The 13,524-nt window shown below is 68.7% G+C and carries 12 protein-coding genes and 1 tRNA gene; 10 read left to right on the top strand and 3 right to left on the bottom strand.

Annotated features, from left to right (window positions below; translation table 11 throughout):
* Positions 1-20: 20 nt before the first annotated feature.
* The 3 genes from N8A90_RS17715 to rapZ are packed head-to-tail and all read left to right on the top strand — an operon-like array spanning position 21 to position 3,516.
* Positions 21-920 carry an NAD kinase gene (locus N8A90_RS17715; RefSeq protein WP_262076310.1) on the top strand — a complete coding sequence of 300 codons (900 nt, stop codon included), beginning with the start codon at positions 21-23 and terminating at the stop codon, positions 918-920.
* A complete protein-coding gene (recN, locus tag N8A90_RS17710) occupies positions 920-2,599 on the top strand; it encodes a DNA repair protein RecN (protein WP_262076309.1) in 1,680 nt (559 codons plus the stop codon). Before N8A90_RS17715 ends, recN begins: the two co-directional genes overlap by 1 nt.
* Complete coding sequence (rapZ, locus tag N8A90_RS17705; RefSeq protein WP_262076308.1) at positions 2,596-3,516, top strand: RNase adapter RapZ; 921 nt, start codon at positions 2,596-2,598, stop codon at positions 3,514-3,516. The genes recN and rapZ overlap by 4 nt, the downstream gene beginning before the upstream one ends.
* On the opposite strand, the gene mutY is transcribed toward rapZ, so the two are convergent.
* The 3 genes from mutY to mutM form a co-directional block, all read right to left on the bottom strand.
* Positions 3,485-4,585, bottom strand: coding sequence for an A/G-specific adenine glycosylase (mutY, locus tag N8A90_RS17700; RefSeq protein ID WP_262076307.1), 1,101 nt, complete (start codon positions 4,583-4,585; stop codon positions 3,485-3,487). The two genes, rapZ and mutY, sit on opposite strands and share 32 nt — an antisense overlap.
* Positions 4,575-6,527 (bottom strand): dynamin family protein, encoded by a 1,953-nt coding sequence (locus N8A90_RS17695; protein ID WP_262076305.1) that lies wholly within the window; start codon positions 6,525-6,527, stop codon positions 4,575-4,577. The genes mutY and N8A90_RS17695 overlap by 11 nt, the downstream gene beginning before the upstream one ends.
* A 78-nt stretch (positions 6,528-6,605) precedes the next feature.
* Positions 6,606-7,421 carry a bifunctional DNA-formamidopyrimidine glycosylase/DNA-(apurinic or apyrimidinic site) lyase gene (gene mutM / locus N8A90_RS17690; protein ID WP_262076303.1) on the bottom strand — a complete coding sequence of 272 codons (816 nt, stop codon included), beginning with the start codon at positions 7,419-7,421 and terminating at the stop codon, positions 6,606-6,608.
* A gap of 87 nt (positions 7,422-7,508) precedes the next feature.
* Here mutM and N8A90_RS17685 point away from each other — a divergent pair, with 87 nt between their 5' ends.
* The 7 genes from N8A90_RS17685 (at position 7,509) to pth (ending at position 13,492) form a co-directional block, all read left to right on the top strand.
* Positions 7,509-9,347, top strand: coding sequence for a tetratricopeptide repeat protein (locus tag N8A90_RS17685; protein WP_262076302.1), 1,839 nt, complete (start codon positions 7,509-7,511; stop codon positions 9,345-9,347).
* Complete coding sequence (locus tag N8A90_RS17680; RefSeq protein WP_262076301.1) at positions 9,344-9,844, top strand: lipoprotein insertase outer membrane protein LolB; 501 nt, start codon at positions 9,344-9,346, stop codon at positions 9,842-9,844. Before N8A90_RS17685 ends, N8A90_RS17680 begins: the two co-directional genes overlap by 4 nt.
* On the top strand, positions 9,841-10,689 hold the full coding sequence (gene ispE, locus N8A90_RS17675; RefSeq protein ID WP_262076300.1) for a 4-(cytidine 5'-diphospho)-2-C-methyl-D-erythritol kinase: 849 nt from the start codon (positions 9,841-9,843) through the stop codon (positions 10,687-10,689). The genes N8A90_RS17680 and ispE overlap by 4 nt, the downstream gene beginning before the upstream one ends.
* Positions 10,690-10,763: 74 nt before the next feature.
* Positions 10,764-10,840, top strand: a tRNA-Gln gene (locus N8A90_RS17670).
* 173 nt (positions 10,841-11,013) lie between these two features.
* Entirely contained in the window at positions 11,014-11,988 is a 975-nt protein-coding gene (locus tag N8A90_RS17665) for a ribose-phosphate pyrophosphokinase (RefSeq protein WP_262076298.1), read from the top strand.
* Positions 11,989-12,100: 112 nt separating this feature from the next.
* Positions 12,101-12,778, top strand: coding sequence for a 50S ribosomal protein L25/general stress protein Ctc (locus tag N8A90_RS17660; RefSeq protein WP_262076296.1), 678 nt, complete (start codon positions 12,101-12,103; stop codon positions 12,776-12,778).
* A gap of 78 nt (positions 12,779-12,856) precedes the next feature.
* Positions 12,857-13,492 carry an aminoacyl-tRNA hydrolase gene (gene pth, locus N8A90_RS17655; RefSeq protein WP_262076295.1) on the top strand — a complete coding sequence of 212 codons (636 nt, stop codon included), beginning with the start codon at positions 12,857-12,859 and terminating at the stop codon, positions 13,490-13,492.
* Positions 13,493-13,524: the final 32 nt, after the last annotated feature.

Here is a 13,524-nt window from a genome sequence, read left to right as displayed (position 1 = left end):
TTTAGTGTTGTAATTTGTAGATGACCTCGCGCTTCCGGCATGTCGCCCTCATTGGCAAGTACCAGGCGTCCGGCCGACGGGCGTCGTCCGGCGCACCGGACGACGACATCATGGCCGAGATCGGCGCGTTTCTCGAATCGCAGGGCTGCGAGGTCGCCGTCGAACGGTTCACTGCCGACGAATTGCACAGCAGCCGTTACGCGGCGCTGACGGTCGAGGAGATCGGCGAGCGCTGCGATCTGGGCCTGGTGGTGGGCGGCGACGGCACCATGCTCGGCATCGGGCGGCAGCTCGCGCCGTATGGTGTGCCGCTGATCGGCATCAACCGCGGCCGGCTGGGTTTCATCACCGACATCCCGCTCGACAATTACCAGGCCACGCTGGTGCCGATGCTGGCGGGCGAGTACGAGGAAGACCACCGCAGCCTGCTGCACGCGCAGGTGATCCGCGAAGGCGCCTGCGTGTTCGACGCGCTCGCGATGAACGACGTGGTGGTCAACCGCGGCGCGACCTCGGGCATGGTCGAGTTGCGCGTGTCGGTCGGGCGCCACTTCGTGGCGAACCAGCGCGCCGACGGCCTGATCATCGCCTCGCCCACCGGTTCGACCGCCTATTCGCTGTCGGCGGGCGGCCCGTTGATGCACCCGTCGATCCCGGGCTGGGTGCTGGTGCCGATTGCGCCGCACACCTTGTCGAACCGCCCCATTCTTCTGCCGGACGCCGACGAGATCTCGATCGAGCTGGTGGCGGGACGCGACGCCAGCGCGAACTTCGACATGCAGTCACTCGCGTCCGTCGAGATCGGCGACCGCGTGGTGGTGCGCCGCTCCGACTACCGCGTGCGCTTCCTGCATCCCCGGGGCTGGAGCTACTTCGACACCTTGCGCAAGAAACTTCACTGGAACGAAGGAGGTTCCTGATGGCCTTGCGACGCATCGCGCTGCGCGATTTCGTGATCGTGCGCGCGCTCGACATCGATCTCTCGTCGGGCTTCACCGTGCTGACCGGTGAAACCGGCGCCGGCAAGTCGATCCTCATCGACGCCCTGCAGCTCGCGCTGGGCAACCGCGCCGATGCGGGATCGGTCCGCGAAGGCGCCGAGCGGCTCGACGTGAGCGCCGAATTCGATGCCGACCCGGCCCTCGCCGGCTGGCTCGACGAAGGCGGCTTCGAGGCCGGCGATTCGATGCTGCTGCGTCGCACGGTCGACCTGCAGGGCCGCAGCCGCGGCTGGATCAACGGCAGCCCGGCCACCGCCACCCAGTTGCGCGAGCTCGGCGACCACCTGCTCGACATCCACGGCCAGCACGCCTGGCAAAGCCTGACGCGGCCCGACGCGGTGCGTGGCCTGCTCGACGCCTATGCCGGCGTTCGCACCGACGCGCTCGACAGCGCCTGGCAGGCCTGGCGCCAGGCGCAGGCCGCGCTCGACGGCGCCCGCGCCGCGCAGGATTCGCTCCAGCGCGAACGGGAACGCCTGCAGTGGCAGATCGCCGAAGTCGCCAAGCTGGCGCCCGGCGACAACGAGTGGGAAGAGCTGTCGACCAACCACACGCGCATCTCGAATGCGCAGGCCCTCATCGACGCGGCCGAAGGGGCCCGCACCGCGCTCGAGGACGACGACCAGGGCGCCCTCGCCGGCCTCAACCGCGCGCTCGGCCTGCTGCAGGGCTGCGAGCACATCGAACCCGAATTCAAGACGCTGGCCGAAGTGCTGGCCTCCAGCATCGCGCAGGCGTCCGACGCCGCGCACTCGCTCCATGGCTACCTGCGCCACGCCGATGCCGACCCGCAGCACCTGGCTGAGCTCGACGAGCGCATGGGGCTGTGGATGTCGCTGGCGCGGCGCTACAAGCGCAGCCCGGACGAGCTCCCCGCGCTGTTCGCCGGCTGGCAGGCCGAGCTGCAGGCGCTCGACGCGCAGAGCGATCTCGATGCGCTCGAACGCAGCGAGCAGGCGGCGCAGCAGGCCTACCTGAAGGAGGCGAAGGCCGTGGGCAAGCTGCGCAAGCAGGCGGCGCCGAAGCTCTCGCAGTCGGTCACACAGGCGATGCAGGGGCTCGGCATGCAGGGCGGCCGCTTCGAGGTGGCGCTGCAGGCCTTGCCGCAGCCCGGCCGCGCCGGTCTGGAAGAAGTCGCCTTTTTGGTCAGCGGTCATCCGGGCAGCACGCCGCGCCCGATCGGCAAGGTGGCCTCGGGGGGCGAACTCTCTCGCGTCGCGCTGGCCATCGCCGTCACCACGAGCGAGCTCGGCACGGCGCAGACGCTGATCTTCGACGAGGTCGATGCCGGCGTCGGCGGCGCGGTGGCCGAGACGGTCGGCCGCCTGATGCAGCAACTGGGCCGCGACCGCCAGGTGCTGGCCGTCACCCATCTGCCGCAGGTGGCGGCCTGCGCCGACCATCACCTGCTGGTGGCCAAGCGGCAGACCGCCGCGGACGGCGGCGCGACGCCGCGCACCGAAAGCGGCGTGTCCGCGCTCGACGGCGACGCACGCGCCCGCGAGATCGCGCGCATGCTCGGCGGCGAACGTCCCTCGGCCACCTCGCTCGCCCATGCGCGCGAAATGCTCGACCAGCAGCGCGTGGGGGCCGGATGAGCGAAGCGCCGCCAGCCACTGTTACAGCGCCCACGACGGCCGACGGGCTCGCGCTCGTGCTGATCACCGGCATGTCGGGTTCGGGCAAGTCGGTCGCCCTGCATGCCCTCGAAGACGCCGGCTACTACTGCGTCGACAACCTGCCGCCCGAACTGCTCATGCCCTTCATCGCCCTGCAGCGTGAACAGGGTGCGACGCACGTCGCCATCGCGATGGACGTGCGCAGCGGCGTGTCGCTGCCGATCGTGCCGCAGCAGCTCGAGACGCTGCGGCGCGAAGGCGTGGCGCTGCGTTCGCTCTTCCTCGACTCGACCACCGACGCCCTGGTGCGCCGCTATTCGGAAACGCGCCGCCGTCACCCGCTGTCGCGCGGCGAGGCGCGCACCGATGCGCCGGAGCAGCAACGCGTGCTGATCCAGTCGATCGACCTCGAGCGCGAGCTGCTGGCCGACCTGCGCGACGGCGCCGACGTGATCGACACCAGCATCATCCGGCCGGCCCAGCTGCAGAGCTACGTGAAGGCGCTGATCTCGGCGCCGCAGAGCGCGCTGACGCTGGTCTTCGAGTCCTTCGCCTTCAAGCGCGGCGTGCCGCTCGATGCCGACTATGTCTTCGACGTGCGCATGCTGCCCAACCCGCACTACGTGCCCACGCTGCGCCCGCTGACCGGGCGCGACCAGCCGGTGATCGACTGGCTGCGCGAGCACGAGGACGTGGCGCGCATGTACGGCGACATCGAGCAGTTCCTCGCGCGCTGGCTCGACGCCCTGGCGCAGGACCACCGCAGCTATGTCACCGTGGCCATCGGCTGCACCGGCGGCCAGCACCGGTCGGTGTTCCTGGTGGAGCAGCTCGCGCGCGGTTTCGGCGCACGCTGGGCCGCCCTCAAGCGGCACCGGGAGCTGGACGGGAGCTGAGCGCGAGCAGCAGCTTGCGCACCGGCGCGGGCAGGCCGAGGGCCGACCAGTCGTCGGGCGCAAACCAGCCGCCCTGCTCGCCGAGCGCCCGCCCGCCCGCATTCACCTGCACGGGATGCAGATGCAGATCCTTGTGGGTGAGCACATGCAGGAAGGCCGGCGCATCCAACACCGTCTTGCGCTCAGCGGCCTGCAAGGTGTCGAGCAAGGCCTCGCGGCTGTCGAAGACCGGCAGGCAGTAGAGCCCGGCCCAGATGCCGCGCGCGGGCCGCTTCTCGAGCCACACGCGGCCCTGGCCGTCGTCGGCCTCCAGCATCCACAACGACTGCGCCGTGCGCCGCAGCTTGCGCGTCTTCACCGGATAGCGTTCGGGCTCGTCGTCGCGCAGCGCCACGCACATCGGGCTGACCGGACAGAGCATGCAGCTGGGCTTGCGCGACAGGCAGACCGTCGCGCCCAGATCCATCACGCCCTGGGTGTAGCGCGCGATGTCGGCGCGCTGGCCGTCCGGCGGCAGCAATTCGGTGGCGCGGTCCCACAGCGCGCGCTCCTGTGCGCTCGACGCCAGGTCGCCGCCGAAGCCGAGCACCCGCGTGAGCACGCGCTTGACGTTGCCGTCAAGGATGGCCACGCGCTCGCCGAAGCAGAAGGCCGCGATCGCCGCGGCGGTGGAGCGCCCGATGCCGGGGAGCGTCGTGAGCTCGACCGCGGTCCGCGGGAACTCGCCAGCGAAGCGCGCCACCACGTCCTGCGCGCAGCGGTGCATGTTGCGGGCGCGGCTGTAATAGCCCAGGCCGCTCCAGAGGCCGAAGACCTCGTCCTCGCCGGCTTCGGCGAGTGCGCGAACATCGGGAAAGCGGGCGAGGAAACGGGCGAAGTAGCCCAGCACCGTGCTCACCTGGGTCTGCTGCAGCATCACCTCGGACAACCACACGCGGTAGGGATCGCGCGTGTTCTGCCAGGGCAGCGTGCTGCGGCCGTGCGTCTGCTGCCAGGCGACGATCTGTGCCGCGAACCCGTCGGCACCGTCGACCTCGGCGGCCGCCGGTGCGAAGCCCTCAGACCGCACTGGCAGCCGTCGCGGCAACCGGCGCGTCGTTGCTGGTCAGCAGCGATGTGAGCTCGTTGAGCCGCTGCTGCAGCTCGGTCAGGCCGCTGTCCTGCGCAGCGATCTCGGCGAGCCGCTCGTCGAGGTTGCCGGCCGCGCCCTGGATGCGCTCGACCGACTCCAGCCGGCGACCGAAGTTGCGACGGCGCTCCTTGAGCTGGGCGTCGAGCTGCGCACCGGCGCCCTTGCTCCAGCGCTCGACCTCGGTCATGGCCGCCTCGTTGACCACGCGCAGGCGGCTCGACAGCGCGCGTACCAGCTTGTCGCAGAAGTCGGCCTGCGCCAGCTTCAGCAGGTTGCCCACCCCCAGGTAGTGGATGTGGCTCTGCTCGATCTGCGTGAGCTGCTCCTCGAAGCCGCTCAGGTCGGGCTCGGCCGGCGCCTGCAGCGTGAAGCCATGTTCGGCGTTGAGTTGGCGGAAGGTCGCGTGCAGCATGGACTGGATCTCGCCGGTCGTCGCCTGCACCTCGCGCAGGTTGTTGCGCAGCGCATCGAAGGTCTCGGCGTACACCTTGCGCACGCTCAGCTTGATGCCCGGCCGCTTCAAGGCCGCCGCCAGGCGCGCCATGTCGGCCTTGAGCGCCGTGCTGCCGAGCACCGCATACACCTCGCGCAGCAGCTTGCCCTGCACCGAGCGCACCGCCAGGATGCGCACGTTGCTGGTCTCGAACTCGGTCTGCTCCTGCTCGATGCGCGAGCGCATGTGGCGGATCACGGAGACGTTCTTGCCGCGCAGGCCCTGCAGTTCCAGCACCTGTTCGGACAGGTCGCGCTGTCGCACGTTGATGATGCGCGAGGCTTCGGCGCGCAACGCACCGATGCTGGCGTCCACCGCCAGCCGCAGCATGGTTTCGCGCTTGCCGAGCAGGCCTTCGCCCAGCACCGACTCCAGCCCTGGCAGGCGGCTCGCCCGCAGCAGCGGCTCGTCGCGGCGAATCTTCGCCTGCAGGCCCTTCTGCGCCGACACCGGCAGCACCTGCGGCAGCGGCACGCCGAGCAGTTCGGCCGCGCCCTTGCGCTGGCGTTCGATCTGCGCGTCGATCTGGGCCGGCGTGCTGAGCGTGTCCCACATCGTGTCGATCTTGTTGAGCACCACGATGCGCGTCTCGCCCGCCGGGCCTTCGGTGATCAGGTGCTCGCGCCAGATCGACAGGTCGGAGCGGGTCACGCCGGTGTCTGCGCCCAGGATGAAGACCACGGCATGCGCCTGCGGAATCAGGCTGACCGTGAGTTCGGGCTCGGCGCCGATGGCGTTGAGGCCGGGCGTGTCGAGGATGATCAGGCCCTGCTCGAGCAGCGGATGCGGCATGTTGAGCACCGCGTGGCGCCAGCGCGGGATCTCGACCCGGCCCTGGTCGTCGGGCAGCGGGTTGTCGTCCGGCGCATCGTCGCTCCAGAAGCCGAGCGCACGCGCCTCGGCGAGCGGCACCCAGCGCACCTCGGCCACCTTGGCCATCGCCGCCGACAGGCTTTCGGCGTTGTCGACATCGACCGGCACGTCGGTCCAGCGCTCGGGCTCCTCGCGCCAGTGCATGAGCGAATGGGGTTCCAGCCGCGTCTCGATCGGCAGCAGCCGCAGGCTGGGCGGCTGCTCGGCGTCGTAGCCCAGTTCGGTCGGGCACATGGTCGTGCGGCCCGCGCTCGCCGGCATGATGCGGCGACCGTAGCCGGCGAAGAATATCGCGTTGATCAGCTCCGACTTGCCGCGGGAGAACTCCGCCACGAAGGCGACCATCACCTTGCTCGTGCGCATCTGCGCCTCGAGTTCCCTCAGCCGCTCGGCCACGGCCTGATCCAGCAGCTCGTTTTCATCGAGCCAGCCGGACAGCCACTTGAGGCGCTTCGCGAAACTGCGCCGCCAGGCACCGTGCTGGTCGAACTGCTGATTGAAGGAAGGGGTCAAAAGAGGAAGCTGTAAGTGGAGCTTACAAAATATAGCATCGGGCCTGTCGGTGCGCCGTCATCCAAGAACGACGCTTGCTCAGTATTTTTGACAGTTGGGGCAAAAGTAGGTCGAACGTTGTCCTTGTCGAATCTGACGGATGGGTGTGCCGCACACCCGGCAAGGCTCCCCGGCCCGTCCGTAGACCGTGGCCTCCAGCTGAAAGTAGCCGCTCTGGCCATCGACATTGGAGAAATCTCGCAGGGTGCTGCCCCCACGCTCCACCGCCCGCGCCAGGATCTCGCGCACGGCGGTGTGCAGCCGCAGCGCACGGGGCCGGCTGATGCGCGATGCGGCGAGCGTCGGCCGGATACCGGCGAGGAACAGCGCCTCGGACGCATAGATATTGCCGACGCCCACCACGATGTCGCCGGCCAGCAGCACCTGCTTGATCGCCGCCTGGCGCTTTCGCAGTCCGGCGTGGAAGGCCTCGAAGTCGAAGCTGTCCTCCAGCGGCTCCATGCCGAGGCCGCCCAGCAGCTTGATCGCGAGCGGCGACGCTTCGTCCTCGACATGCACGACGGCACCGAAGCGCCGCGGGTCGTTCAACCGCAGGGTGCCTCGGCTGGTCACCAGATCGAAGTGGTCGTGCGAGCCGGCCGACGGCAGCACCGCGTCGAAGCGCAGGCTGCCCGACATGCCCAGGTGAAGCAACAGCAAGCCGGCGTCGAGGTCCACCAGCAGGTACTTTCCGCGCCGCCTTACCGTCTGCACGGTACGGCCGACGAGGCTGTCGGGCGCCACGCCCAGCGCCCAACGCAAGGGCTTGCCCATGCGCACCGCTTCGATGCGGGCACCGGCGATGCGGTCGGCAAAACCGCGGCGTGTGACTTCGACTTCGGGGAGTTCTGGCATGGCGCCAAGCGTGCCATGAAAGCGCCGACAGGGAACCGGATGACCCGCCGACACTCACACCGAAAGCCTTGCTTTATTATGAGTTCGATGACCCCACCGCCCCGCCGACTCCGCCTTGCGGCGGCCCTCTCCGCTGTCCTGATCGCCGCCGCCGCGCAAGCCCAGCCGACCGTCCAATCCCCCCCCCCCGCGACACCGCCGGCCGCCGAGCCGACCAGCCCCGCGCCCATCATCCAGCCCGCCCCCGCCCGCCGGGCAGCCCGTCAGGCGGCGGTGGAGGCCGAAGCCAAGGCGTCCGCGCTCAGCGCCGAACTGTTCTACGAAGTGCTCGTGGGCGAGATCACGGCCCGATCGGGTGATCCGGGCGCTGGCTATGCGCTGGTGCTCGATGCGGCACAACGCGCGCGCGACCCCGAACTGTTCCAGCGAGCGGTCGAGATCGCGCTGCAGTCGCGCTCGGGTGAAGCCGCGCTGGCGGCCGCACGCACCTGGAAAGAAAGCCTGCCCGATTCGCGGGAAGCGCGCCGCTTCGAGCTGCAGATCCTCATCGCACTCAATCGCATCGACGAGACCGCCGAGCCGCTGCGCGCCGAGATCGCGGCTACGCCGCTGCCCGAACGGCCTTTCCTGATGACGGTCATCGCACGAACCTACGGGCGCGCCGCCGACAAGAAGCAGGCGGCAGCGGTGGTCGAGCAGGCACTGGTCGACGACCTGAAGAACCCCGCCACCGCCGGCTTCGCCTGGGCCACGGTCGGCCGCTTGCGCCTGGGCGCGGGCGACCCGACCGGCGCGCTCGAGGCCGCCATCGAGGGGCAGCTGGCCGACCCGTCCTCCGATGGCCCGCCGCTGCTCGCCCTCGAACTGATGAGCCCCGACCGGCCGCTCGCGGAGCCGCTGGTCAAGCGCTACCTCGCCACCCCGGGGGCACTGCCGGAACTGCGCATCGCGTACGCACGCGAATTGATGGAAGCGCGCCGCTATCCGGAGGCCACGGCCGAACTCTCCGCGCTGACGCGCGAGAAGCCCGAGCTGCCCGGCCCATGGATCCTGCTCGGCAGCCTGCAGGCACAAAACCGGGAGGACGCCACCGCCGAAGCATCGGTCAAGCGCTACCTGGCACTGGCCGAAGCGCTGCCGGCGGCCGACGAGGGCCGGCGCGGCATGACGCAGGCCTACCTGCTGCTCTCGCAGCTGGCCGAGCGCCGCAAGGATTTCGCCGAGGCCGAAAGCTGGCTGAACCGCATCGACAGCGCCGAAGAGCCACAGACGGCGCAGTTCCGCCGCGCCGGCCTGTTGGCGCGCCAGGGCAAGGTGCAGCAGGCCCGGGAGGTGGTGCGCGCATTGCCCGAACGCACGCCCGACGATGCCAAGCAGAAGTTCCAGGCCGAGGTGCAGCTGCTGCGCGACGCCAAACAATACCAGCTCGCCTACGACATGCTCGCCAAGGCCAGCGCGGCCACCCCGGACGACACGGACCTCATCTACGACCAGGCCATGATGGCCGAGAAGATCAACCGGCTCGACGAAATGGAACGGCTGCTGCGCCGGCAGATCGCGCTGAAACCGGACAGCCAGAACGCGTACAACGCGCTGGGGTACTCCTTCGCCGATCGCAAGATCCGGTTGGACGAGGCCCGCACCCTGATCCGGAAAGCCGTCGACCTCGCGCCGCAGGACCCCTTCATCGCCGACAGCCTCGGCTGGGTCGAATTCCGCCTGGGCAACATGGCCGAGGCGGTCAAGATCCTCGAGGCGGCCTATAAGCGGCGGCCCGACGCGGAGATCGGCGCGCATCTGGGCGAGGTCCTCTGGGTGGCGGGCGACCGCGACCGCGCGCTGGCGATCTGGCGCGAGGCCTCGCTCGTCGATGCCGAGAACGAGACGCTGCAGGAAACGCTCAAGCGCCTGCGCGTCAAGCTGTGACCGCGGCGCGGCGGCGGCTGATCGCCGCCGCCCTCTCCGGCGCGCTGCTGCTGGCCGGCTGCGCCACACCGGTCCGCCCCGGCGCCGACTCGGCGCCGCCCGAGAGCTGGAGCGGCCGCCTGTCGCTGCGGGTCGACAGCGAACCGGTGCAGACCTTCGCCGCCCTGTTCGACCTGCGCGGCACGCCTGAGCGCGGCACATTGACACTGACCACGCCCATCGGCAGCACACTGGCCGAGCTGCAGTGGTCGCCCGGCGAGGCCTTGCTGAAGAACGGGAGCGAGACGCGGCGCTACGGCTCGGTCGACGCACTGATCCAGGCGGCCACCGGGGCAGCCATCCCGGTCGATGCCCTCTTCGGCTGGCTCGGCGGGCGCGACGACACCGTCACCGGCTGGCGGCCCGACCTGACGCAATGGTCCGCCGGCAAGCTGCAGGCGGTGCGCGAGTCGCCCCTGCCGCGCAGCGACCTGCGCATCGTGTTCGAGCGCTCATGAAGGCGCTCTACGACCTGCCCGCGCCGGCCAAGCTCAACCTGTTCCTGCACATCACCGGCCGGCGCACGGACGGCTATCACCTGCTGCAGTCGGTCTTCATGCTGATCGACTGGTGCGACACGCTCCACATCGAACGGCGCGACGACGGCCAGTTGAGCCGCGAAGACCTCACCACGGCACTGCCGGCCGACGACCTCGTGCTGCGCGCCGCCCGTGCGCTCCAGGCCTATGCCCCACCGGATCAAGGCGCGCACATCGGCGTGGCGAAGCACATCCCCGCGCAGGCCGGCATGGGTGGCGGCTCGTCCGATGCCGCCACCTGCCTGCTGGCGCTCAATCGTTTGTGGTCGCTCGACTTGCCACTGGCGACGCTGGAGACCATCGGTCTTTCGCTCGGCGCCGACGTGCCCTTCTTCCTGCGCGGACACAACGCCTGGGTCGAGGGCATCGGTGAGCAGATCACGCCGATCGAACTGCCTGCAGGGCGCTTCGCGGTGCTCAAGCCAGCCGAGGGCTTGGACACGCGTCGTATTTTTTCCTCACCGGATCTGCAACGCGCCACACCCGCTGCTATAATCACGGGCTTTGCTGCATATCGCGGAACTGAAGTCTTCGACTTCGGCCACAACGACCTGCAGCCGGTAGCACAGCAGCTCTGCCCTGCCGTCACCGACGCCATCGACTGGCTCGGCGACCAAGGGCTCGCAGCGCGAATGACCGGCTCCGGAAGTGCCGTGTTTGCAGTGATGCCGCAGGAAGCGGTGTTGCCAGCCCCCCCAGAGGGATGGCAGCTTCGGCAGTGCAGCAATCTGGCTTTCCATCCGCTCGTCGGCTGGGCCGTCTAGAGAGAAGATAATCGGACCGTTCGGCGGTTCGGTGCGACATATATCGGTTGATGGCGCAAGCCACCAACCCGTGTAGGGGAGTCGCCAAGCTGGTTAAGGCACTGGATTTTGATTCCAGCATGCAAAGGTTCGAATCCTTTCTCCCCTGCCAAAACACACGACGCGCGGCCCGAAGGGGCCGTGCGTTTTTGCGAAAACCGACCTAAAAACAGGTCACGCGGCCCGCCGGCCACGCGACCACAAGCGTTGCAGCTGACCGGCTGCACACACCACGAGATCACTGGCGGCTCCCGAAAGAGCCATTTCCCATTGCTGGACGCGCTCATGCAGGTTCAACCTCCTGACTTCATGGTTTTCACCGGCAATGCCAATCCAGGCCTTGCCGCCGAGATCGCGCAGCACTTGCGCACCAGCCTGGGCGCCGCACGCGTGGGCCGCTTCTCCGACGGTGAGGTCACGGTCGAGATCAACCAGAACGTCCGCGCCCGCGACGTCTTCGTGGTGCAGTCGACCTGCGCACCGACCAACGAAAACCTGATGGAACTGCTCATCATGGTCGACGCGCTCAAGCGCGCATCGGCCGAGCGCATCAGTGCCGTCATCCCCTACTACGGCTATGCCCGCCAGGACCGCCGCCCACGCTCGAGCCGCGTGCCGATCTCGGCGAAGGTCGTGGCCAACCTGCTGCAGACCGTGGGCGTGTCGCGTGTCCTGACGATGGACCTGCACGCCGACCAGATCCAGGGCTTCTTCGACATTCCGGTCGACAACATCTACGCGTCGCCGGTGCTGCTGGGCGACCTGCGGGCCAAGAACTACGACGACCTGATCGTGGTGTCGCCCGACGTGGGCGGCGTGGTTCGCGCCCGGGCACTGGCCAAGCAGCTCGGCACCGACCTGGCCATCATCGACAAGCGTCGCCCGAAGGCGAACGTGAGCGAGGTGATGAACGTCATCGGCGAAATCGACGGCCGCAACTGCGTGATCATGGACGACATGATCGACACCGCCGGCACGCTGGTCAAAGCCGCCGAGGTGCTGAAGGAGCGCGGCGCGAAGAAGGTCTATGCGTATTGCACGCACCCGATCTTCTCCGGGCCGGCCATCGAACGCATCGCCCAGGGCTCGGCCCTCGACGAGGTCGTCGTCACCAACACCATCCCCCTCTCCGACAGCGCCAAGGGCTGCGGAAAGATCCGCCAGCTTTCCGTGGCACCGCTGATCGCCGAAACGATCCAGCGCATTGCCAAGGGCGAGTCGGTGATGAGTTTGTTCTCGGACCAAGACAACTTGTTCTGAGCAAAAAGCCGGCTTCCTTCCCGGGGAGCCATTTTGAAACCGGCGCCGCACTGGTCGCGGTCGGCGCTCAAGAAGCGAAATGGCATCGCGCCTTCGCTCCAAGGAGTTACCCATGAAATTCGTCGCTTTTGAGCGCGCCAAGCAGGGCACGGGTGCGAGCCGCCGTCTCCGCATCACCGGCAAGACGCCCGGCATCGTGTACGGTGGTGAAGCCACCCCGCAAATGATCGAGATCGATCACAACGCCCTGTGGCACGCCCTCAAGAAGGAAGCGTTCCACGCCTCCGTCCTCGAGATGGAACTGGGCGGCGCCGTGAGCAAGGTGCTGCTGCGCGATGTGCAATACCACCCGTTCCGTCCGCTGGTGCAGCACGTCGACTTCCAGCGCGTCGATGCCAAGACCCGCATGACCATGAAGGTGCCACTGCACTTCAAGGGTGAAGAAGAGTCCGAGGCCGTCAAGATCGAGCTGAACCTGGTCAACCACGTGACCACCGAACTCGAAGTGAACTGCCTGCCGGCCGAACTGCCCGAGTTCATCGAGATCGATCTGTCGGGCCTGAAGAAGAACGGCACCGTCACGCTCAAGGACATCAAGCTGCCGCGCGGCGTGAAGTGGGTCAGCCACGGCAAGGTGAACCTGGTGCTGGCCTCGGCCACCGCTCCGGTCGCCGAAGAAGTCGACGCACCGGTCGAAGGCGCTGAAGTCGTTGCCGCCGCGCCGGCGGGCAAGGGTGGCAAGCCTGCCGCCAAGACCCCGGCTGCCAAGACGCCTGCCGCAAAGAAATAATCCACTTCTCGCAGCCATCAGGCCAACGGCCCGCCTCGTGCGGGCCGTTTCTTTTTCTGACGCCTCGATAATCCCGACATGATCAAGTTGTTCGTCGGCCTGGGGAATCCGGGCCCGGAGTACGAAGCCACGCGGCACAACGCGGGCTTCTGGTGGATCGATGCGCTGGCGCGCGACCTCAAGGTGTCGCTGAACCCGGAGCGTAGCTACCACGGCCTGGCGGCGCGCGCGAACGTCCACGGCCAACCGGTCTGGCTGCTCGAACCGCAGACCTTCATGAACCTGTCGGGCAAGTCGGTCTCGGCCCTGGCGCGCTTCTTCAAGATCGAGCCGCGGGAGATCCTGGTGGTGCACGACGAACTCGACGTGGTGCCCGGCCAGGTCAAGCTCAAGTTCGGCGGCAGCCACGCCGGCCACAACGGGTTGCGCGACATCCACGCGCAACTGGGCACGGCCGACTACTGGCGGCTGCGCATCGGCATCGGCCACCCGGGCGTCAAGGCCGAGGTGGTGAACTGGGTGCTGAAGAAGCCGCTGAAGGAACAACGCGAGGCCATCGACGACGCCATCGTCCGCACGCTGCATGCCGTGCCGGCGCTGCTGGCCGGCGAGATGGAGAAGGCCACGCTGCAGATCCACACGAGCAAGCCACCCCGCCCCAAACCGCCTCGGCGGGAACCGGGCGAGGGTGGCGGCGAGCCCGCCGCGCCCTGAGCGCGGCGCCACACGGGAAGAGAAGGGAGCGA

This window comes from Variovorax sp. N23 (assembly GCF_025486315.1).
GTDB lineage: Bacteria > Pseudomonadota > Gammaproteobacteria > Burkholderiales > Burkholderiaceae_C > Variovorax.
This window is presented reverse-complemented; position numbering and strand designations above follow the sequence as displayed.